The following is a 19,005-nucleotide window of genomic DNA, read 5'->3' as shown; positions in this document are numbered from 1 at the left end:
TCGGGCTCAGAGGACATCTGATCTGCGGGCGATACGGATGCCGATGCGTTTGCCCCACAGCCAATGCCGCGGGTGAGGGATGTCGTACGCCTTGTCTGCATGAAGGCGCACGGGTTTGGAGTCGGCCGCGTGGGGTTGGGTGCGTGGTGCCGGGAGGAATGCGGCTCTGGGACATCGCCGTCAGGCAGGGGCGTTATCTCCTGTTACGACAGCGTGCCGGCGACCACGGATGCCGCTTCCGCGATCAGTTTGTTGTCGTAGGGGGCATCTGCTGTGCTGCGGCGCGACATGATCGCCACGACGACGGGGGCGGCGTGGGGGCGCCACACCACGGCGATGTCGTTGCGGGTGCCGTAGGTGCTGCCCGCGCCGGTCTTGTCGCCGACCTTCCAGTTCTTGGGCATCCCAGCCCTGATGAGCTCGTCGCCGGTGGTGTTGGTCCGCAGCCACTTCGCGAGCTGGGCGCGTTCGCCCTTGCCGAGGACGTCTCCGAGGACGAACGCACGCAGGTCCTTGGCCAGCGCCCGCGGCGTGCTGGTGTCCCGCTGCTCGCCCGGTGCCCAGCGGTTCAGCTCGGGCTCGCGGCGCTCCATCCGGGTCACGTGGTCGCCGATCCCCTTGAGTGCGGCGTTGAGGCCCTTGGGTCCGCCGAGCGCGTCGAACAGCAGGTTGCCCGCGGTGTTGTCGCTGAAGCGGACGGCGGCGTCGCACAGTTCGCGCAGGGTCATCCCGGCCCCGACATGCTTTTCGGTGATGGGGGAGTAGTCGACCAGATCGCCCTTGGAGTACCTGATCACCTTGTCCATTCCGTTCGGCGAGTGCCTGCGCAGCACGGCGCCGGCGGCCAGCGCCTTGAACGTGGAGGCGTGGGCGAACCGCTCGCCGTCGTTGTAGGCCACCTCGCGCCCGGTGCCGGTGTCGATGGCGTAGACCCCCAGTCGCGCATCGAACCTCTGCTCAAGCTTCTTGAACTCACCGGCGAACGACTGAGCAGCCGCTGCCGGCTTCGTCGCCGCGGCGGACGGAGACGGCGAGGCCGAGGAACTGCCCTGGTCGCAGGCCACGAGCGGGACGAGGGTGAGCGCGGCGAGCGTGCCGAGAACGGCCCGCCGGGCACGGGTGTGCTGCATGGTGCAAACCTCCAAGGCGCCCCGCACGCAGGGCGCGACAGGGGACGGAGCGACACGGCTCCGTCCGGCGTGTGGTCGTGAGTGCCGGCATCACCCTCTTCGCCGGCTGCCATGCAGTCCAATACGCTTGTGTGCTGTTCCATGCAGAACTGGCATAGGGTTCGGGTTGTGGATCTGGTGGGAGCGTGTCGCGCGTTCGTCAATGTCAGCAAGCACGGCAGCTTCACCGTCGGAGCGGCCGCTGCCCGGATGTCCCAGCCGGTGGCCAGCCGTCGCGTCGCCGCCCTGGAGGAACACTTCGGTGAGCGGCTTTTCGAGCGCACCTCGCGGCGGGCCGTCCTCACCCCCTTCGGCCGGGACATGCTGCCGGTGGCCAGACAGCTCGTGCAGGCGGCCGATGTGCTGCTGGACGAGGCCGAAGCCGCCCGGCGCAAGCCATGGCGGCTCGCGGTCCCGGACATCTGCTCCACGGTCGGCCTCGCGCGCCTCGTCGCCGAAGCCCGAGGGCGCGGTGTGACTCTCGATCTCCGCATCGCGCCACCGCCGCAACGCAGGGAGCTCCTCCATGCGCAGCAGGTGCGTGCCGCCCTGCTCGCGGTCCCACCGGACGAGGCGACGTGGTCCGTTCCGCTCGGGCTCGCCGGTGCCGAGGATCCCGGCGTACAGCGCGTCTACCTCGAAACGCTGTGGATGGGGCGCACCGCCACCGGCCCGGCCCGTCGCGTCTGGATCCAGCCGGAGGACGACGTGCCGCACATCCGCGACCCGCTGACGCGACTGCGCGATGCCGTCGGCCTGCGGCCCGCGCAGATCGTCGCCGGGGCCGATCTGACGACCGCCGCCGCGGAAGTCCTCAGCACCCGCGATGTGTTGCTGTGCTCTCCCGCCCAGGCCGCGGAGTTCGCCCTGAACTGGCGGCCCATCGGCGAGACCACGCTCAGCCGGGGCTTCGCCCTCGCCGCCGCCGCGGACGGCAATACCCAGCCCCTCGCAGCACGTCTGGGCGACGCCATCGCCCGCTGCCTCGGCGCGGACACCCGGGAAGGCACCGCGGAAGAGGCGGCGGCGTGAACACCGAGGCACTCCTTCGCGACCTGCGCCGGCAGCTGTACGACGGCGGCCTGCACGGCTGCCTGCTCGTACGGGACCTCCATACCGGGGACGAGCTGGGGATCGACCCGGACACCCAGCTGCCGTCGGCGTCCCTGGTCAAGATCCCGCTTGCACTGGCAACGGCGGAACGCATCCGACGGGGTGAACTCGACGGAGCCACGATGCTCGACGTGCAACCCGGGCGCATCACCACACCCGGCCCCACGGGACTGAGCCGATTCCGCCACCCCTCCCGGATTGCGATCGACGACCTGCTGTACCTCAGTACCTGCGTCAGCGACGGAACGGCCGCCGACGCACTGTTCGAGCTCACCCCGACCACCCAAGTTGCCGGTCTTCTCCGCGAGTTCGGCCTCCACGGCATCACCGTGCGGCACACCACCCGCGAGCTGTCCGACACCCCGGTGGAACGCCTCGATGCCGCACAGGCCCATCTCGCCCACGCCCTGGCCATCGACGCCGGCACCAGCGGCCGCGGACACCGGGTGCCGCAGCTCGACGCCACCCGGGCCAGTACCGGAAGTGCACGAGCCTGGGTCGACCTGCTGCAAGCTCTGTGGACACCCTCGGCGATCCCCCCTGACGTGGCCGGCCGTGTGCGCGGCCTCATGGCCCACAACCTGCTCCGGCACCGGCTCGCCCCGGACTTCAGCTCCGACGCCACGACCTGGTCCTCCAAGACCGGCACGCTCCTCAACCTCCGTCACGAAATCGGTGTAGTCGAGCACGCCGACGGCCAGGCCTTCGCCATCGCCGTCCTCACTGAGTCACTCGTCCCGGCAGTCACGCAGCCCGGCGCCGACGCCCTCATGGCCCAGGCCGCCCGCCGACTCCGGGACCACCTTCGGCAGCTCTACTGATCTTTTCGTAAGTTCGGTGGGTGTGGTGGCCTTGTGGGTGGGAGGCTGCCGGGATGGCTTATCGGCCTTTGCCCTCTGCGTCTGGTTCTTCCGTACCTCCGTTGTCACGGCCGCAGTTGGCGGAGGCGCGTCGTGTTCGGGCGGTCGAGCTATTCGAGGAGGGCGGGTCGAATGTGGAGATCGCGCGGGCGGTGGCAGTGTGTGTCGAGAGCGTGCGGCGGTGGCGGCGCGTGGGGGAGGAAGGGGGTGCTGCAGCCTTACGCCGGCGTCCGGCCACCGGTCGCCCGCGCAAGCTGGATGACGCCCAGGTCGAGACGGTGCGGGCCGCCTTGGAGCGAGGTGCCAAGGCTCATGGATTCGAGGCCGATCTGTGGACCTTGGAACGAGTCGGCGCGGTCGTCGAGCGGGTGACAGGAGTGTCCCGGTCACGGGCGTCGGTGTGACGTGTGCTGACCGGCCGGCTGGGGTGGAGTCTGCAGCGTCCCGAGCGGCGGGCGGTGGAGCGGGACGAGTCCGAGATCGCCCGCTGGATCACGCACGAGTGGCCGCGCATCAAAAAGGGGCGGTGAACACACGTGCCTGGGTCGTGTTCCTCGACGAATCAGGCGTCTCGTTGCTGTCCCAGATCCGCCGTACTTACGCACCTGTCCGCGGGCTGCGTCGACCGGGGCTGCGGGGAGGGGGGTGCGGCCGTACGCAGGATGACGATGGGGGTCGTAGCGGGCCGGGCGGCGGCGGGACGCATCGCGGACGGTGTCGTCAGCTCCGCGTGCCGCAGGTGGGGGCCGCCCAGGATCCGGGCCTCGACGACCACACCGCTCTCGCCCGCCGCACCCATGATCGGGCGGCACAGGAGGGTGGCGACACGGCCACCGGAGAGGGTGACCTCGTCGAGATTGCGGTCCGGGGAGGCGATGAGTTCCCCGGCCTTCTCCCGGAGGACGGCGAGATCGACGCGGCCGAGGCTCTCCCGGTCGTGCTCCTCCTCGCGGTACGCCCAGGCCGGGTCTTCGGGCCGGCGGCACCAGTCGTCGTCGCCGGTCGTGCCCCGGGGAGCCCGGTGGTACGCGGTGAGCAGTGCCTGCTCCCGGTCCGTGGCCTGTTCCAGGAGCCGGGCCTCGATGTCGTGAGCGGCCTTGCGGACCAGCCGCAGCATGACGGGGTCGCCGTCGTCGCGTAGGCAGGTGAGGCCGAGGGTGGCTTCAATACGGCCGCGGAGCGGGTTGCGGACGGGCGCGCCGGCGCCGACGAAAGGGGAAAGGCAGTCGGCGTAATGCTCGCGGCCGAGGATGAACACGGGCTGCCGCTCGACGAGGGCGGTGCCGACGCCGTTGGTGCCCGCGGCCGCTTCGGAGGCGCAGAAGCCGGGGGAGAGGGGTACCTCGTCGAGGCGGGCCAGGAGCTGCCGGTTGCCTTGGACCATACGACCCTGCCCGTCGCAGAGCACGATGGCCGTACTCACGTCGGCGAGGCGGAAACGAGCTGCGAGAGCATCGGGTCGGCGGCCTTGAGGAAGCGCTCGTCCAAGGTGAAATCTGGCGTGTAGGGGATCAGCACTCGGTCCGGTATGAGACCTGCGGACCGGCACCGCTTCCAGGAGTCGAGCACCATGTCGCGGACATCGGAGCCGACCAGAGCTCCGGCGAGGGAAAGCTCGTGTGCCTCGGTGAGACCGCCGATGTCGTCCCAGGCTACGGGCAACGGAATCACTTCCCTTGCATGCAGACCGCCCCGTCGCTCACCGCCGCTCGGTGCGCGCCGGAGACACCTGCGAAGCGCTTCAACCTAGCCCTAGTGTGATGTGAATCACAATATGGGTCGCGGAGGGGTAGGAATGATGCGGTGTCTTTCATGGCGCCCTTCCGTTCGGGGGCATGGGGTCTGGGGGTAGGCCGCTGGTCCTGCCGACCGGCTACCGGACCCCGACTGCTGTGCGCCGCGTCGGCGCCAAGCGGCTGGAGGTATGGCTGCGCAACCGCAAGGTTCGCAACGCGGCCGGCCTCGCGGCTGCTGCCGTCGCGGCCGCCGAGCATCAGCACGCCGCGCCGCCCGGCGAGGAGATGGCTGCCAGACGGTGCACGGCCTGACCGAGAAGGTGATGGCCCTCAGTGAGAGGGTTGGCGATCGACAAGCTCAGCGAGCCTTCGTAAGGGAACCGGCGCACTACCGGTCCACGGATTGCTGCATAAGCCGTTTTCCGGGTGGATCGTCACGAGCCGCACACCCGAGGCGATCCCGTCTCCCCGCTGCGATGGACCACCTTGTCCCTGCGGGTCCTGGCCTCGACTCCGACGTCGCAGGGCCATCCGGTCAGTGCCGCAACAGTCGGGCGCCTGCTGCACGGCCTGGGCTATGGCCTGCAGGGCACCGTCAAGACGGCGGAGGGCGCCAGCCATCCGGACCGCGATGCCCAATTTGCCCATCTGAACGCCACGGCCACTGCCTTCCTCGACGACGGAGCGCCAGTGATCAGTGTCGACACCAAGGCCCAAGAATGGCTCGGCAACCGAGACCGCCCCGGCCGCACCTGCCGGCCGGGCAAGGACCCGCTCAAAGTCGACTGCCACGCCTTCACCACCGGCGACCAGCCCGTCGCTATCCCGTATGGGATCTACGACATCGCCACCAACACCGGCTGGGTCAACGTCGGGACCGACCACGACACCGCCGAGTTCGCGGTCGAGTCCATACGCCGCTGGTGGCAGCGCCGCGGACAGGTGCACCACCCGAACGCCACACCGCGGCGGCCGCTCCGGCAGCGCGTCTACGCCCAGGGCTGCCGCGCTGCGGGAGATCGTCCCCGTCTTCGACATCGCGCTGGTGCCCGCCTTCCCAACGACGTAACAGCGATGCTCGCTGAGGTGTGGGCACCGAAAAGCAGGGACCGCGCCGCTCGACCATCTGCCGGCGCATCGTTCATGGCGACACATCATGTCCGTCCAGCCCGTGTCGCATGCGAGCCCTTCGGCCGGATGCTGCCCTCCCGGTGGGCAAGGCCGTCGAGTCGCAACGGTCATCGCAGGACGCTCAGGATCGACCGCAGAGGCGCTCGGGATCAGCCGTGGTGCCGTCGCAGCTCGCTGCACCCCCTCATAGATTTAACTCAGTCCAATCTAGGGAGTAGCTTTGCGGCATTGGGTCGAGGTGTCGTGATCGACCTGATTCATTCCGTGGTGGGTTGCGCAATGATGCAGGCGATCAGTCACCTTTGCCTCTTGGCTGTTGCAGGCCCCACCCTCCGAAGGGAGTCCGCCATGAGGTGCTACGACTGTCCGCGGGAAGGCGGCAATGATTCCGAGGGCATTGGTGTCTGCTCCCGCTGCGGCCTCGCCACCTGCGAGAACCACGCCCGTATCCGCCAGGTGCACGTTTCCCAGGTGGTCGGTCTGGGGCGTTCCTACGGCCGCCACCTGGCCCGCCGGCTGGTGTGCCACACCTGCGACCTGGCCGAGAGTACGTACTGACCTGCGGCGTTGGCGTGCGGCGGCTCCCGGCGCACCCGGAGTCGGCCGACCCGCCCCAGCCTCGCCCGGGCCGCAGCCATCGAGGCGGCAGATCCCGCAGGATGGTGGGGGCACAGCGCGAACACAAGAGGCCGAGGGGTACTTGGATGACGGAACAGGCCGCGGGCGACCTGCTGAAGCGCAAGGGGTTGCGCAGCACGGCTCAGCGCCGCGCAGTGCTGACAGCACTGGAGGGACATCCGCATTCGACCGCCTCGGACCTTGAGGCGAGACTCGGCGTGGGCTCCTCTCCATCCGGAGGCCTGTCCAGGCAGGGCCTGTACAACGTGCTGGAGGACCTCGCGCACGCCGGGCTGGTCCGGTGTATCGAGCCTGCCGGCTCCCCGGCCCGGTACGAACTCCGGGTCGGCGACAATCACCATCATCTGGTCTGCCGACGCTGCGGGGACATTCAGGATGTCGACTGCGCTGTCGGCAAGGCTCCATGCCTCGACCCTGGGGAGAACCGGGGTTATGCGGTCGACGAGGCCGAGATCACGTGGTGGGGCCTGTCCCCCAACTGCCAGGCGAAGTCCTGAAAGTTGGGGCACGACGGCATGTTCATGCCTGCCGTGAGGAGCGGACGCCGGATGCCGTGCCGCTGCGGTGCGCTTTCCGTCTCACGGCAGATGGAAGTGAGGGGCCCCCTGCTCGGTTCGGTCGTCACAGACCATGAGCAGCAGACTGGCTCGCTCGGTGCTCAATGAGCGCACCTTGTGGGGGATCGTCGCCTTGAAGTAGACGGAATCGCCCGGCCCGAGCTTGACGGAGCGGGAGGGGAAGAGGAGTTCTGCCCGTCCGGCGTGAACGAAGAGGAACTCCTCCCCAGGGTGGTCACAGAACGGCACGGGGTCGGCATCGTGCGGCGGATATAGCATGAACGGCGTCATCCGCTTGGTGCTGGCCTGGAGAGCTATGCCCTCGTAGCGCGAGCCCGGTTGCTCGTCAGGCGTGAGTGGCCGGCGCTCCCCGGCCCGGGTCACCGTGACATCGGCGAGCTCTTCCGCATCGACGAACAGGGTGTCGAGAGGGATGTCCAGCGCCCGGGCCAGCGCGGTGCTGACCGCGATGGACGGGACGCTCTGGCCGCGTTCCACCTTGGAGAGGTAGCTCTTGGTGACGCCGGCGCGCTCGGCGAGCGTCTCCAGCGTCATCAGCCGCTCCTTGCGCAGCTGCCGGACCCGATTGATCACCGCTTCTTCCCTTCGTGCAATCCGCAGGCCGGTGAACGGCCGGGCGGGAACCCCAGTATGTCTCCTCGCGCCTGACCGGCTCGCCGGGCTTCGTGGGCAGTCCTTCCATGAATGACACCTTGTGTCATATAGTTCCCAGTGTTTCCTGGTGGTGTTCGAGGGCGCCACCGGGCCCGGAAGTGCCGGCACCCGTACCTGGAGCGAAGAACATGGCCAAGACACTGGACGAAGCGAAGGATGTGCTCGCCGGCCGCGCCGAGCGGCAGATGCGCGAGCACTTCGGCGACTCGGGCCTGACCACCCGTCAGAAGCTCGCGCTGACCTGCCGCATCCTGTTCGACGGCGGTCACGACTCGGGAATCGCCGGCCAGATCACCGCCCGCGGGCAGGAGCCGGGCACCTACTACACCCAGCAACTCGGCCTCGGCTTCGACGAGATCACCGAGGACGACCTGCTGCTCGTGGACGAGGATCTGAACGTCCTGGCAGGGGTGGGTATGCCCAACCCCGCAAACCGGTTCCATTCCTGGATCTACCGGGCGCGTGGGGACGTCAACTGCATCGTCCACACGCATTCGCTGCACACGGCGGCACTCGCCATGCTGGAGGTCCCCCTCGTGGTCTCCCAGATGGACACGACGCCCCTGTACGACGACTGTGCCTTCCTCAAGGACTGGCCGGGAGTGCCGGTGGGCAATGAGGAGGGGGAGATCATCTCCGCAGCCCTCGGGGACAAGCGGGCCATCCTGCTCGCCCACCACGGGCAACTGGTGACCGGCTCCACGGTCGAAGAAGCCTGCAACCTGGCGATCCTCATCGAGCGGGCCGCCCGCCTCCAACTGCTCGCTATGTCCGCAGGAACCATCCAGGAGCTGCCCCCGGCCCTCGCCCGCGAGGCACACGACTGGACCTCGACCGAGCGCCGGAACCAGGCCAACTTCGCCTACTACGCACGCCGCGCCCTGCGCAGCCACCCCGACTGCGTCACGAACGGAGTGAAGCTCTGATGGCGACTCCGCCCCTGAAGGGCATCATCGCTTATCCCGTCACCCCGTTCTCCCGTGACACCGGGGAGGTCGACCTGGCGGCGCTGCGCCGGCTGACCGACGAGCTCGTGGATGCCGGCAGTCACGCCGTCGCGCCGCTGGGCAGCACCGGGGAGAGCGCCTATCTCCGCGAGGACGAGTGGGACGCCGTCTGCGAGACGACCCTGCAGACGGTGGCACGCCGGGTGCCGACCGCGGTCGGTGTCTCGCACTGGAGCACGGAAGCCACCGTACGCCGAGCCCGGGTGGCCGCGCGCAACGGAGCCGACGCGATCATGGTGCTGGCCCAGACCTACTGGAAGCTGACCGCAGCCGAACTCGAACGGCACTTCGCAACCGTCGCAGCAGCAACCGACCTGCCGATGATGCTCTACAACAACCCCGGCACCAGCGGCGTCGATCTGCAGCCGGAGACCGTCGTCGCACTCGCCAGGAAGATCCCCAACCTCATCATGGTGAAGGAGAGTTCGGGCGACGTCGCGCGCTTCCGGAGCATTCTGGAGATGTCCGACGGAGCCCTGTCGGTCTACAACGGCAGCAACCCGGTCGCCCTCGACGCCTTCCGGTCCGGTGCGGCAGGGTGGTGCACCGCCGCGCCGTGCCTACTGCCGCAGTGGTGTCTCGAACTCTACGACGCTGTGTGCCAGGGGAGGCAGAAGGACGCTGACGCCCTGCTGGAAGCCGTTCTGCCCTTCTTGAAGTTCATCGTCGACCACGGTCTGCCGCGGGCGATCAAGGCCGGACTCGACATCCAAGGCCGTTCGGCGGGCCTGCCCAGGCCGCCGCTACTGCCACTGCCTCCCACCGCGACGGAACAACTCCGAGACATGCTCAGGCGTCTGGAGCCCCACCCGCTGAGGGAGAGCCCAGCACTCGGGACGGCAGACAAATTCGAGAACTGGCGGTGACCACCTGCCCGTGGTCTTCGGCCGTCTCGGGGTCCTTATCGTTGGACCCGAGGCGGCCGGCCCATGTCAGATGTCGCGTTGTCGGTGAGTCGGCTGTGGTGTCAAGCGACGACGGTGGATCCCCGCCGGGGTGCGTGGCCCAGGGTGGTCAACTCGGCCTTCGCGACGTCCAAGTGGCGGAAGAGCTTCTGGCCTCGGTGATCGAGACCCTCGACTTTCCGGTGTCCTCGGCGGACCCACGAGGACGATCAGGTTGGCTGCTGCCAGAGCGCTGCCGTTCAGTTCGCGGATGCTAGCGCTGCTCAGCTCGGGACAGCAGGCGGACAGGTAGGAGTGGCTGGAACGCATCGCCGCTTCATGAGGACGGGCCTGAAGATCCCGTCAGCTCCCTTGCACGCAGGAGGGTGGGGGCATGCCCTATTCCTGGACGGTTCCACCGTGGGAGCGCAACGAGGACTGCACGTACCTGGCCGTGACTCTCACGGATACGGGTGAGGGGCAGTTTCAGTTCGCCACGGAAGGGGTGCGGGGTGATGACTTCATCGAGGCAGTTGCAGATCTGTTGAGGGGTCCCTTACTCGACGTGCTGCCGACACTTCCGGGGCTCATAGGCATCGGCGCGGCATCGATTCTGTCTGGCTGGCTCAACCTCCCATTCAGGTGGGGCGGGACAAGCGTGGCAGGTTGCTGTCGCAGAGACCGAGAGCGCAGATGTCACGGTGTTCTCCTACTGAAGTGAGTGGCATCGCAAGCAGGCTGCGATCCCAGTACGGCCGTAGGATCTGACCCAGCGCTGGCTTCATCCGTATGATGCTCTCCTAGGAGCGATCTGCTCGTTCTTCCCGGTCGAGGGCGACCACCGCAACAGCCCCACCGGCGGCGCCGTCCCCGTCGGCGACGTGGTCGGCCCGGTCCGGGCCGTGGTCTGGCCGCTGTTCTGAGCCCTCGGCCGGCGTCAGGCCGGGGGGACCAGGCGGTTCTCGTGGGCGAAGACCACGGCCTGGATCCGGTCGCGGAGTTCCAGTTTGAGCAGGATCCGCCCCAGATGGGACTTCACGGTCGCCTCCGCGAGGTACAGGGCGGCCGCGATCTCGGCGTTGGACAGGCCGCGACCGATCCACGAAGCGGGGTGGATCTGCCGGGTGCGATCCGCAGCCGGCTGCTGGCTCGTAAGACGATCAATGACCGGTTGAGCTTCATGCGGCGTTTCGCCGCGTTCACGGGCACCTACTCGTGGGACTGGACGCCTGAGGACGTCGAGGCGTACTTTTCCGCCCGGCTCGCGCGGGGCGAGATCGTATGGTCCACCGTCCGTGGGCAGCAGGGCGATCTGGAGAGGTTCTGCGCTTTCATCACCGACTCCCGGTACGGGGGCGAAGGCGTGCCTGGAGGAGTTCGGCCGGTTCCCGGTGCAGGTGTGCCACGACTGGAAGACCGCTCAGCACGTCGCCGACTTCGAGCCGTCCCGGTCGGCGCGCGTTCACCTACGACGAGTTGCAGACCTTCTTCGACGCGGCCGACGACCGGGTCGAGCAGATCCGCAAGCGGGGTCGCGAGGGCGTGCTGGGTGCTTGGCGCGACTCGGTGCTGGTCAAGCAGGTCTACGCGTACGGCCCGGCGCCGCCCGCGCCGTCGCTGCCGATCACACTCGACACCGAGAGGGGCACCACCGTGCGTACCGCAACGACCGAGCTGCGCAGATTCCTGACATCACCGGCCGGCGCTTCAACAACGGCCAGTCGGCACCTGAGATGTTCTCCCGGCTGTGGACGCGGTCTGGCACGAACCGCTCGGCACCCCGCAGTACGCGGATCTCTGCAAGGAGACCGCCGGCCGGCTGATCGGCCACGCACCTGACTGCCGGCTGTGGTGGGCATGCGTCGAGTCAATGCCCCGCAGGCGTGGTGTGGGCTGCTCTGTCAGGCAGAAGGCTGAGCAGTTTCATCATGTCTGGTCGTCAACGTGTCCATCCCAAGGGTTGTTACTGCGCTCCAGCGCAACCGGCATCCCATATCGGGCGTCGCGTAGGACATGGACCGCGAATGGCTCACCCTCGCCCCCATCCCACTGATTCTGGGTACGCCCCTCCTCCTTATCGGCGTGTACGGGCTCCGCCGCACCCGTAAACTGCGTCGGACAGGCGTCACCGCCAACGCCCGGATCGTCCGCCACGTTGTCAGGCAGTACAAGAGCGACGGCTCCAAGAGCACGGCCTACCACCCGGTCGCGGCCTGGACGGCCCAGGACGGGCGCACATGCGAGTACGAATCCTGGTTTGGCCGCGGAGCCGTCAAGCACGGCTTCGGCCTCGGGGCGCGTGTGCTGGTTCGATACGATCCGGAAGCCCCCGACCGGTTCACCATCGAAGGCTGGGAGCCGAAAATCCCCTTCAGGGTGTTCACCACGGTCGGAACTGTGCTCACAGTGGGAACGGTGACAGTACTGATCGTGCAGTTACTCGCCTTCTGACCGTGGTCGCCTCGCGGATCCGCAGCCGCCCCGCTCCCGCTGGTCTGGACACCGGTTGGCTGCCCTCGGGCAGGGCAGGCGGCCACCTGTGGGCGAGGATCGGTTGATGCTTGTCTGCTCCAGAAATTGGTCGGCGGTCCTCGGATCTCGGAGACGCCACCAGCTCGCTGATGGACCACCCGGACGGATGCTGAAGGGCGGCGGCCCGGCCGGTGTGTGCGTACGTTCGAAGCCATGCGGTCGCTCTGGCAGGCAACGGTCTCCTTCGGCTGCTTCAGGAACCTCGCCGAGCGCGCCGTGCCCGCCACCGATCACCGACCGCTTGCCGTGGCCACGGGCCGGGCCGGGGACGTCTATCTCTGTCACCCCCTTCCTTGTACATGCCGCGCAACCTCATCGGGGTGTGGAACCCCGCTTCATGGGGCAGCCGCCGCTGCTTCCCAACCCGGGGCAGGTCCGAGCATCGAACGCCCTGACGGCGACTACTCCCCTGTGGAGACCGCGATTCGCCGAGGCATCGGAGGCTGATGTTCTTCGGTGCCGGGGCTTGAGGCCGCCCCGGGCGGGCACGGACCCGCATCGGGCCCCGTCCCTCGCCTGGACGGGCCAGGCTCGTCCAGCCCGCGCCGGAATGGAGTGCCGGGACAAGCCCCGGTTCCGTGACGGACGCAGACGGCCGGGGCCGCACCCGCACAGCCGTGCACGAAAGCCGGCGGCTGTCTCTTCAGACCGAGGCCGTGTCGCCAGGGAGGCGCGCGGGAAGCGTTGGCCCTTGCCCAGGGTGCGCACGGCGGGCCAGTGGATGTCGGGGTGTTGCTGGGGGGAGACCGTCGACGTGTCCGGTGGACAACCGGGGCACGTGCACGGCGCCGGCCTCCTGCAGGCCAGCCAGTCGCTGCCGTGGAGCCCTTGCGCTGCCGGTGCGCCGGGTAAGGCCGACGGCACCGGCAGTATGCCGGCTATCTTGCGTGTCGAGTGTGCAGCTCAGCGCACCCCGAGCGGAAGTCCGCTGGGCGAGGACTACCCACCCCGCGTGGGAGTGCTCGCCATCGGTCAGGAGCGCCGCCGGCTTGCCATGGCAACGGCTGTCCCGCCTGCCGACATCAGCAACCCGATCCCACCAAAGATCAACGGCAGCAGCCATAGTGAGGCGAACCCGTTGATCCGCGCATCCTTGGGGGAATCGGCGCGGTACAGCACCTCGACCCGTTCACCCTTCTCGTACGAGGGCGGATTGGAACCCGTCGAGCTCTGGAATCGCCTCGGCATGCCATCGGCCGACGTGAACTCGACCACCGGGTACGCCACCGGCGTGCGGTCCTCGCCGTGGTCGTCCTCGCGCCACTGCAGCGCCACCACTGAGCCCCGGGTCCGCTTCGCGTCCGACAGGAATGAGGCCGACGCCCCCGCCAGGACCAACCCGAGGACTAGGAAAATCGCCCCAAGTGCGATCAGAAAAATCGCGATCCACCGGCGGGTGGCCCGCCCACGCGCTGAACCTCAAACTCCATGTAGGAACTCCTTCAAACGGTTACTGCTCGGACAGGTGGTGCTGGTGGTTTGTGTGGCCTCGCGTCTCAGGCCGCGGCGGACGGCTGCCGGCCAGCGGTCCTTGGCTTCGCGCAGGCGGTCGGCGTTCTGCTGATCAGGTGGTGCTGGATGCGGGTCTCGGCTGCGGCCCATACCTTCACCAACTGTGTCGACTGCTGGCAGGTCACGTCGGCGCGAGCGGTGGCGAGTTCGGCCGGTGTGATTCCGGCCGTTTCCCAGCACTCGTTGCCGGCGGAGGCACAGGGGGCGGGTAGTCGTAGCCTGCTTTGGCCATGCAGGTGTGCCATCGGCGCAGGGCGTCGCGTACTTCGGGGTGCGCCGGGAGGTTTCCAGGGCGGCGCCGGTCAGTTGGTTGAAGGCGTGGTAGTCGGGTGGAGTGGTGTCCGACGAGTTGGTGCTGGGCGCTCTTGAGGCAGCCGCCCTTGCCGGAGGGGCCGTAGGCCACGCGCTGTACCGCGGCCGGGAGCGCCTCGCGCTCGTCCAGGCGCGGTTGCGCGTACCACTGACGAAGCGTCAGGCGCCGGTGGTAGCCGTAGCGGAGGGCTTCTGTCACGCCGGCTCCGTATCGGCCCAGGTTCGGCGGCGCGATGTCCCGCCCGGCCGCCCGGGGAACTCCTTCCACTGCATGCCCAGCTGGTTCATGCACCGGCTCATGAGGACGTCCTGCGCGTCCTCGACGGCGTGGGTCTCGGCCACGGTCGAGGCGTAGGCATCCCACTGCAGCTTCAGCCGCCGGGCCTGCCGGTAGTCGAACGGTAGCGGTGCGGCGTGCGGGCCGTCCTCGCCGGCGCGACGGTCCGCGAGAAGCTGCGCACCACCGTCGCCGCGCGGGGCCCGGCGTACGACGTCCACGCACACCAGCAGGCGGCGATGCCCGAGCAGCTGCTCGCTCTCCCGGCCGCCGCATCCGAGCACCGCGGCCAGGAGCCGGAGGCCGAACCTCGGGAGGCGGTCGACCTGACGGCGCTGCGGGCCTTGAGGGAATCCCGTACGGACGTGGAGGCCCTCGATCTCACGGCCGAGCGGCTGCGCCTCTTCCAGGACGCGTTCACCAAAGCGGCCGACAACTCCCACGCCCGCGCGGACCGCTACGCCGAACACGATGATGCCGATGGAGCACACCCGGTGCGCCAGGACGGCCAGCAGGCCCACCGCCCGCAGCAGCCCGGACCGCTCCGCGGCCGGGAAGCCGGCCACTGAGGACGGGCCGGATACCAAGATGTTTACCCCAGGCTGTGGTGAGGTCAGTGGTAAGCGGGCAGCGACGGCTACGTGGCGGCCGATGCCTTGGCACGTCCGGCTTCGACCTTGGCGCGGCACTGGGTGCACAGCGGATTCTCTGGGGCTCGGACTGTTGCGGGAGCGCGGCCGCTAGAGGCTAGTGCAGCTCAGCGACGGTACAGCCCACCGTATCGAGTGCAACAGGTGTGGTGCCATCGCTGGATCGAGGGGTCTATGTCGTGTCTCCGGAGGATGTCAGCGTGTGTTGCTGTCCCGTCTCAACGAGCTGGTCCGCACCTGCCATCGCACCCTCTCCGCAGCCCCGCCGGCGGCAGGGGTCGTCTCTTGCGGAGGGCTTGAGTTCGGGCGGGGTACGAGGTCGGCCGATAGGCCGGTTGTCACTGATCTCTTCAAAGGCGCTCTGCGCATGTTGGAGGTTGAACCGGAGGCGACGGCCTGGTGACGAGTTTTCGATGGTTTGTGACGTCAATCCCCGGTTTCTTACTTAATGCGGCAATTCGATCACTTAGCGTGTTGGACGCCGAAGAGCGCCGGGGTTCGGGCCACGGGGCCGAGAAAGGGCGGGTGTTCGATGACTGAGGGTGCAGGCCTCACCACGACCGCGCAGGAGCGGATGGATCGGCTGCAGAGGCTGCTGTCGGGGACGAGCGAGTCACGGACGGCGCGGAATCTGGCGCGAGGCGAGAAAACGAATGTGCTGTGGGGGGTGGCGCTGCATGCGGCGGACCGGTTGCGGCAGGGGGAGGCGCTGACCGATCTAGAAGAGAAGCTGGTGTCGGTGCTGCGGGCCGTGCTGCCAGAGGAGGAGATCGGGGAGTGGGGGCGGGCGTATCGCGAGACGGTGGCCGCAAACGGGACGTGCGTAGGGGTGCCGCAGACCGTCGCCGCCCGTCCGGCATCCAAGGGCTACTGCCTGGCCGACTGGGCCGGTGACCAGCCGGCGGTCGCCGAGGAATGGGCGCGGCAACCGAACACGGCGGTGCTGGACCGACAGGGGTGGGCGGCAGGCGGGGAGTTCGACAGCCCGGAGCTCATCGAGGCCCTGCCCGAGTGGGGCTTCGGTGTCACCGCCGCCTCCCCGCTCACAGGGCCGGCCAGCCCAAAGGAGGGGGCGCGCGACGACCAGCAGGAATTGCAGGAGTTCCATGCCGGCATCCTCTTCGAGAGCTTCTACGTCCACAGGACAGTGGGGGACGGCTGGCCCGGCACCCGCGATGAGATCCGCTGGACCAGCGCCGGGAGCACCGACCGGACGCGTGCCAGGCCTTTCCTCTCCCAAGAGTTCGGCGGCAATGCGACGGGAGAAGGCAACAGGATCCCCTTCCCAGGAAATCGGACGGTGTTCCGGGGGGCCGGCAACTCCGGGCTGGTGCTCAACGTGATGTGCTGGGAATGGGACACCGGCGACGGCGACCTCGACAGCATCGGGGAGGTGCTCACCAAGGTCAACGACAACATCTTGTTCAGTCTGCTGTGGGACGTGGTCATCGAACTCACCATGAGCGAGATCCTGGGCCTTCTGGCGGACATCACCATGTTCTCCCTCACCCTGATCAACCTGATCGTCAAGAACGACCTCTCCTGCGCCCGCACCATCTTCCTCACCCCCTGGGACCTGGCCCTCCTGGCCCGCCGCGGCGGCGCAGACTGGCACTTCAACGGCGACGGCCACCATTCGCTGAGGGTCCGCACCGAGGGTCCCATCCCGTTCCCGAAGGGCACTCTGGAGTACGTCTTCAGTGAGGTCGGCCCGGGCTGGGCCACGCCGGTCCCGCTGCCCTGGGTGTCGATGACCGCCCCGGCCCTGGCTTCCTACGACAAGGCGTTGTACGCGCTGTTCGTACGACCCGAGGACCACGCCGTGATGTGGACCCGCCTGAAGGACGGTCGGTGGAGCGAGCCGGAGCGTGTCAACGCGTGGACCAGCCTGCTGTCGCCGTCGCTGACCGTCTTCAACGACCGGCTGCACTGCGTCTTCCCCCATCCAGGCACCGACCGGCTGCACTGGGCCACCTTCGACGGCACCACCTGGTCCCCGACCCAAGAAATCCCCGACTGCCCCGCCACCCACCGCACCCCGGCCTTGGCCGCCACCACCGACCGCCTGTATCTGGAAGTCGTCGACGCCTCCCACGGCTCCAGCCACACCTTCACCAGCACGGGAACAAGCTGGACCCGCCGCCACACCGACATCTTCGACACCACGCCCAGCGCCGTCTCCCTGACCTGGGACCCCGGATACCGGATCTTCAAGGCCAAGCGCGGAGACGACAACAGCGTGAAGGTCTACACCACGCCCGCTGACGGCACCATCGCCTGGCTCCCGGATGACGTCCCGCCCGGATGGCGCATCACCTGCGGCCCCACCATCACCGGCCACCTACTCCAGACATGGCTCTTCCTGCGCGCTGAGGACGGCACCCTGCGTGGCTCCGTCCGCCACCGCAACCGCCCGTGGGTGGCCACCTTCTACCCCAACGCAGCGGGCGCCGACGACCCCATCCGTCCGATGGACGAAGTCGACGCCTTCAGCCACGCCGGCACGCTCTATGTGATGTATCGCCGCTGAGTGCCTCGCACTCACCCGCCGGCCGACCCAGCACGCAAGCCCGCCGAGGGGCGCTCAGACGCCTGACACCGGCTGCTGTCTCTGCCGGACTCTCGTCCGGCAGCAGGTCCACCGCCTCAGCGTCATCCGCGTTGGTTCAATGCCCAGGTCAGCTCGCGGATGGCGCCGCGGGCGGCCTCCAGCTCGGCCTCCCGTTCTTCCAGGCGTGATGCCAGCTCGACGTTTTGCTGTTCCAGCTGGGTGATCGTCCGACGGTGGTCGTCGAGGTCCGCCGGGGCGCCGAGCCCCGACTCGCGCCAAGCCTGCTCTCCGAGGACGTGTGAGAGGCGCTTCTCCAACTGGTGGACGCGGGCAGCAAGGCGGGCTGCGCGGGCGCCCGCGTTGGCCAGGTCGGCATGGAGGGACACCTGGGTGACGGTCGGCCCATGCCCTGGGCTGGGGCCGGTTGGTTCGCGGGCGGCGGCGTGGAGTTCCTCCAAGAGGTCGCGGTGGCGGTAAAGGAAGGTGCGGTCGACTCGCGCGGTGCGGGCGATGGCGGAGACGGTCAGGGTGGTGCCGTCGCGGGCGGCGCTGGTGAGGGCGGCGCGGACGCGTTGGCGGCGCCGTTCAGTCTCCTGGTGACGGCCGTCGTCCATGCGCGTGGTCACAGCGGGTTCCTCTTCGGTCGGACGTCGGCCAGGGGCTGTCCGACGCGGGGCATGCCAAGCAGGACGGTGCGGCTGCGGCGTACGACGCCGACCGCCTGCTCAATCTGAGCGCGGTCTTCGGGGGTGAGGTCGTCGAGATCGGTTTGACCCGTTCGATGAGACGGCGGACACGCTGGATCTCCTCTTCGGCCGGCATGGCCTGGGCTCTCGCCCAGTCATCGGCCTCGAACGCGGACATCAGGCGTTCTCGGCTGCGGAGCAGATCGGCGAGATGGGCCTGGAGGTCGGGCAGGTAGGAGACGTCGGTGAAGAAGTGCTCGCAGCCCAGGCAGCGGAACCGCAGGGGGCAGGCGTGGCCGCCGGCGGCGACGTTAAAGGGTTCGCGACAGACGCCGTAGGGGGTGGCGACCTCGCCGATCGAGCGGCGAACGTGCTCGGAGTCGAGCAGGCTCTTCGCGGTGCGCCACACGCGGTTGCCATGGCGGTCGAACTGCCGGGCGGTGACACGGTCCACGGCTTCGCGGCGTCGTTCGGTGCTGACGGTGTAGTAGCCCTGGGTGGTGGTGACCAGCCGGTGGTCCATCAGCTCCTTGAGCACGTCGACCGCGACGCCCGCGTCGGCGTGGCGTTGGGCATAGCAGTGCCGGTAGGCGTAGGGAAAGATCCGCTTCTTGTTGAACGGCGCCAGCCGCGCGACGCCAGCGCGACCCGGGTGCGGAACCGGGACAGTGTGGACGGCCGCCCCCGAGGCCACCTGCGCAAGTTCGGCATGTC

General features: G+C 68.6%; 21 protein-coding genes and 5 pseudogenes. 15 read left to right on the top strand and 11 right to left on the bottom strand.

Annotated elements, in window-relative coordinates:
• Nucleotides 1–21: 21 nt before the first annotated feature.
• Together ABZ851_RS31520 and bla are read right to left on the bottom strand one after the other, a co-directional pair.
• Nucleotides 22–117: pseudogene (locus tag ABZ851_RS31520) on the bottom strand (IS5/IS1182 family transposase); the annotation flags it as partial.
• Between the two features lie 86 nt (nucleotides 118–203).
• Entirely contained in the window at nucleotides 204–1,130 is a 927-nt protein-coding gene (bla, locus tag ABZ851_RS31515; protein WP_361134833.1) for a class A beta-lactamase, read from the bottom strand.
• A gap of 168 nt (nucleotides 1,131–1,298) precedes the next feature.
• On the opposite strand from bla, the gene ABZ851_RS31510 reads away from it, so the two are divergent.
• Genes ABZ851_RS31510 through ABZ851_RS31495 form a run of 4 tightly spaced genes read left to right on the top strand, consistent with a single transcriptional unit; the run spans nucleotide 1,299 to nucleotide 3,672 of the window.
• Nucleotides 1,299–2,201: a LysR family transcriptional regulator gene (locus tag ABZ851_RS31510; protein ID WP_361134830.1), complete on the top strand. Its 903-nt coding sequence runs from the start codon at nucleotides 1,299–1,301 to the stop codon at nucleotides 2,199–2,201.
• A complete protein-coding gene (locus ABZ851_RS31505; RefSeq protein WP_361134827.1) occupies nucleotides 2,198–3,103 on the top strand; it encodes a serine hydrolase in 906 nt (301 codons plus the stop codon). The genes ABZ851_RS31510 and ABZ851_RS31505 overlap by 4 nt, the downstream gene beginning before the upstream one ends.
• Nucleotides 3,104–3,156: 53 nt before the next feature.
• Nucleotides 3,157–3,546: a helix-turn-helix domain-containing protein gene (locus ABZ851_RS31500; protein WP_361134824.1), complete on the top strand. Its 390-nt coding sequence runs from the start codon at nucleotides 3,157–3,159 to the stop codon at nucleotides 3,544–3,546.
• Between the two features lie 3 nt (nucleotides 3,547–3,549).
• The gene (locus ABZ851_RS31495) at nucleotides 3,550–3,672 is read left to right on the top strand and encodes a winged helix-turn-helix domain-containing protein (RefSeq protein ID WP_361134821.1); all 123 of its coding nucleotides are present in this window, start codon (nucleotides 3,550–3,552) and stop codon (nucleotides 3,670–3,672) included.
• A gap of 32 nt (nucleotides 3,673–3,704) precedes the next feature.
• Here the strand turns inward: ABZ851_RS31495 and ABZ851_RS31490 are convergent, their stop codons facing one another.
• Nucleotides 3,705–4,565 (bottom strand): hypothetical protein, encoded by an 861-nt coding sequence (locus tag ABZ851_RS31490; RefSeq protein ID WP_361134818.1) that lies wholly within the window; start codon nucleotides 4,563–4,565, stop codon nucleotides 3,705–3,707.
• Entirely contained in the window at nucleotides 4,562–4,804 is a 243-nt protein-coding gene (locus ABZ851_RS31485) for a hypothetical protein (RefSeq protein WP_361134815.1), read from the bottom strand. The genes ABZ851_RS31490 and ABZ851_RS31485 overlap by 4 nt, the downstream gene beginning before the upstream one ends.
• Before the next feature lie 173 nt (nucleotides 4,805–4,977).
• Between ABZ851_RS31485 and ABZ851_RS31480 the strand changes: the two genes are divergently transcribed.
• From ABZ851_RS31480 to ABZ851_RS31465, 4 genes and pseudogenes are all read left to right on the top strand, one after another.
• Nucleotides 4,978–5,190 (top strand): hypothetical protein, encoded by a 213-nt coding sequence (locus tag ABZ851_RS31480; protein WP_361134812.1) that lies wholly within the window; start codon nucleotides 4,978–4,980, stop codon nucleotides 5,188–5,190.
• 126 nt (nucleotides 5,191–5,316) lie between these two features.
• Nucleotides 5,317–5,841, top strand: a pseudogene (locus ABZ851_RS31475) (ISAzo13 family transposase); the annotation flags it as partial.
• A gap of 111 nt (nucleotides 5,842–5,952) precedes the next feature.
• Nucleotides 5,953–6,567, top strand: a complete 615-nt coding sequence (locus ABZ851_RS31470; protein WP_361135090.1) for a DUF2180 family protein — start codon at nucleotides 5,953–5,955, stop codon at nucleotides 6,565–6,567.
• A 146-nt stretch (nucleotides 6,568–6,713) separates the two neighbouring features.
• Nucleotides 6,714–7,145 (top strand): Fur family transcriptional regulator, encoded by a 432-nt coding sequence (locus ABZ851_RS31465; RefSeq protein WP_361134809.1) that lies wholly within the window; start codon nucleotides 6,714–6,716, stop codon nucleotides 7,143–7,145.
• An 81-nt stretch (nucleotides 7,146–7,226) separates the two neighbouring features.
• On the opposite strand, the gene ABZ851_RS31460 is transcribed toward ABZ851_RS31465, so the two are convergent.
• Complete coding sequence (locus ABZ851_RS31460; protein ID WP_361134806.1) at nucleotides 7,227–7,799, bottom strand: XRE family transcriptional regulator; 573 nt, start codon at nucleotides 7,797–7,799, stop codon at nucleotides 7,227–7,229.
• Nucleotides 7,800–8,008: 209 nt separating this feature from the next.
• On the opposite strand from ABZ851_RS31460, the gene ABZ851_RS31455 reads away from it, so the two are divergent.
• Together ABZ851_RS31455 and ABZ851_RS31450 are read left to right on the top strand one after the other, a co-directional pair.
• On the top strand, nucleotides 8,009–8,806 hold the full coding sequence (locus tag ABZ851_RS31455) for an aldolase (protein ID WP_361134803.1): 798 nt from the start codon (nucleotides 8,009–8,011) through the stop codon (nucleotides 8,804–8,806).
• Nucleotides 8,806–9,753 carry a dihydrodipicolinate synthase family protein gene (locus tag ABZ851_RS31450; RefSeq protein ID WP_361134800.1) on the top strand — a complete coding sequence of 316 codons (948 nt, stop codon included), beginning with the start codon at nucleotides 8,806–8,808 and terminating at the stop codon, nucleotides 9,751–9,753. Before ABZ851_RS31455 ends, ABZ851_RS31450 begins: the two co-directional genes overlap by 1 nt.
• Before the next feature lie 955 nt (nucleotides 9,754–10,708).
• Here ABZ851_RS31450 and ABZ851_RS31445 read toward each other — a convergent pair.
• Nucleotides 10,709–10,870, bottom strand: a pseudogene (locus ABZ851_RS31445) (LuxR C-terminal-related transcriptional regulator); the annotation flags it as partial.
• A 914-nt stretch (nucleotides 10,871–11,784) separates the two neighbouring features.
• On the opposite strand from ABZ851_RS31445, the gene ABZ851_RS31440 reads away from it, so the two are divergent.
• Together ABZ851_RS31440 and ABZ851_RS31435 are read left to right on the top strand one after the other, a co-directional pair.
• Complete coding sequence (locus ABZ851_RS31440; protein WP_361134797.1) at nucleotides 11,785–12,222, top strand: DUF3592 domain-containing protein; 438 nt, start codon at nucleotides 11,785–11,787, stop codon at nucleotides 12,220–12,222.
• A 297-nt stretch (nucleotides 12,223–12,519) separates the two neighbouring features.
• Nucleotides 12,520–12,750 (top strand): annotated as a pseudogene (locus ABZ851_RS31435) (phytanoyl-CoA dioxygenase); the annotation flags it as partial.
• Nucleotides 12,751–13,275: 525 nt separating this feature from the next.
• Here ABZ851_RS31435 and ABZ851_RS31430 read toward each other — a convergent pair.
• From ABZ851_RS31430 to ABZ851_RS31420, 3 genes are all read right to left on the bottom strand, one after another.
• Nucleotides 13,276–13,674 carry a DUF3592 domain-containing protein gene (locus ABZ851_RS31430; RefSeq protein ID WP_361135087.1) on the bottom strand — a complete coding sequence of 133 codons (399 nt, stop codon included), beginning with the start codon at nucleotides 13,672–13,674 and terminating at the stop codon, nucleotides 13,276–13,278.
• 262 nt (nucleotides 13,675–13,936) lie between these two features.
• Complete coding sequence (locus ABZ851_RS31425; RefSeq protein ID WP_361134794.1) at nucleotides 13,937–14,326, bottom strand: hypothetical protein; 390 nt, start codon at nucleotides 14,324–14,326, stop codon at nucleotides 13,937–13,939.
• Nucleotides 14,323–14,469, bottom strand: coding sequence for a hypothetical protein (locus ABZ851_RS31420; protein ID WP_361134791.1), 147 nt, complete (start codon nucleotides 14,467–14,469; stop codon nucleotides 14,323–14,325). Before ABZ851_RS31420 ends, ABZ851_RS31425 begins: the two co-directional genes overlap by 4 nt.
• Before the next feature lie 72 nt (nucleotides 14,470–14,541).
• Between ABZ851_RS31420 and ABZ851_RS31415 the strand changes: the two genes are divergently transcribed.
• Together ABZ851_RS31415 and ABZ851_RS31410 are read left to right on the top strand one after the other, a co-directional pair.
• Nucleotides 14,542–14,973 (top strand): hypothetical protein, encoded by a 432-nt coding sequence (locus tag ABZ851_RS31415; RefSeq protein WP_361134788.1) that lies wholly within the window; start codon nucleotides 14,542–14,544, stop codon nucleotides 14,971–14,973.
• 613 nt (nucleotides 14,974–15,586) lie between these two features.
• Entirely contained in the window at nucleotides 15,587–17,584 is a 1,998-nt protein-coding gene (locus tag ABZ851_RS31410) for a hypothetical protein (protein WP_361134785.1), read from the top strand.
• 122 nt (nucleotides 17,585–17,706) lie between these two features.
• Here ABZ851_RS31410 and ABZ851_RS31405 read toward each other — a convergent pair whose 3' ends face one another.
• Nucleotides 17,707–18,231, bottom strand: coding sequence for a hypothetical protein (locus tag ABZ851_RS31405; RefSeq protein WP_361134782.1), 525 nt, complete (start codon nucleotides 18,229–18,231; stop codon nucleotides 17,707–17,709).
• The gene (locus ABZ851_RS31400) at nucleotides 18,191–18,814 is read right to left on the bottom strand and encodes a hypothetical protein (protein WP_361134779.1); all 624 of its coding nucleotides are present in this window, start codon (nucleotides 18,812–18,814) and stop codon (nucleotides 18,191–18,193) included. Before ABZ851_RS31400 ends, ABZ851_RS31405 begins: the two co-directional genes overlap by 41 nt.
• 96 nt (nucleotides 18,815–18,910) lie before the next feature.
• Between ABZ851_RS31400 and ABZ851_RS31395 the strand changes: the two are divergent.
• Nucleotides 18,911–19,005: pseudogene (locus ABZ851_RS31395) on the top strand (30S ribosomal protein S14); the annotation flags it as partial.

This window comes from Streptomyces sp. NPDC047049 (assembly GCF_040643995.1).
In the GTDB taxonomy this organism is placed as follows: domain Bacteria; phylum Actinomycetota; class Actinomycetes; order Streptomycetales; family Streptomycetaceae; genus Streptomyces; species Streptomyces mooreae.
Note: the sequence above shows the minus strand (reverse complement) of the source record. Positions and strands in the feature narration are given on the sequence as shown.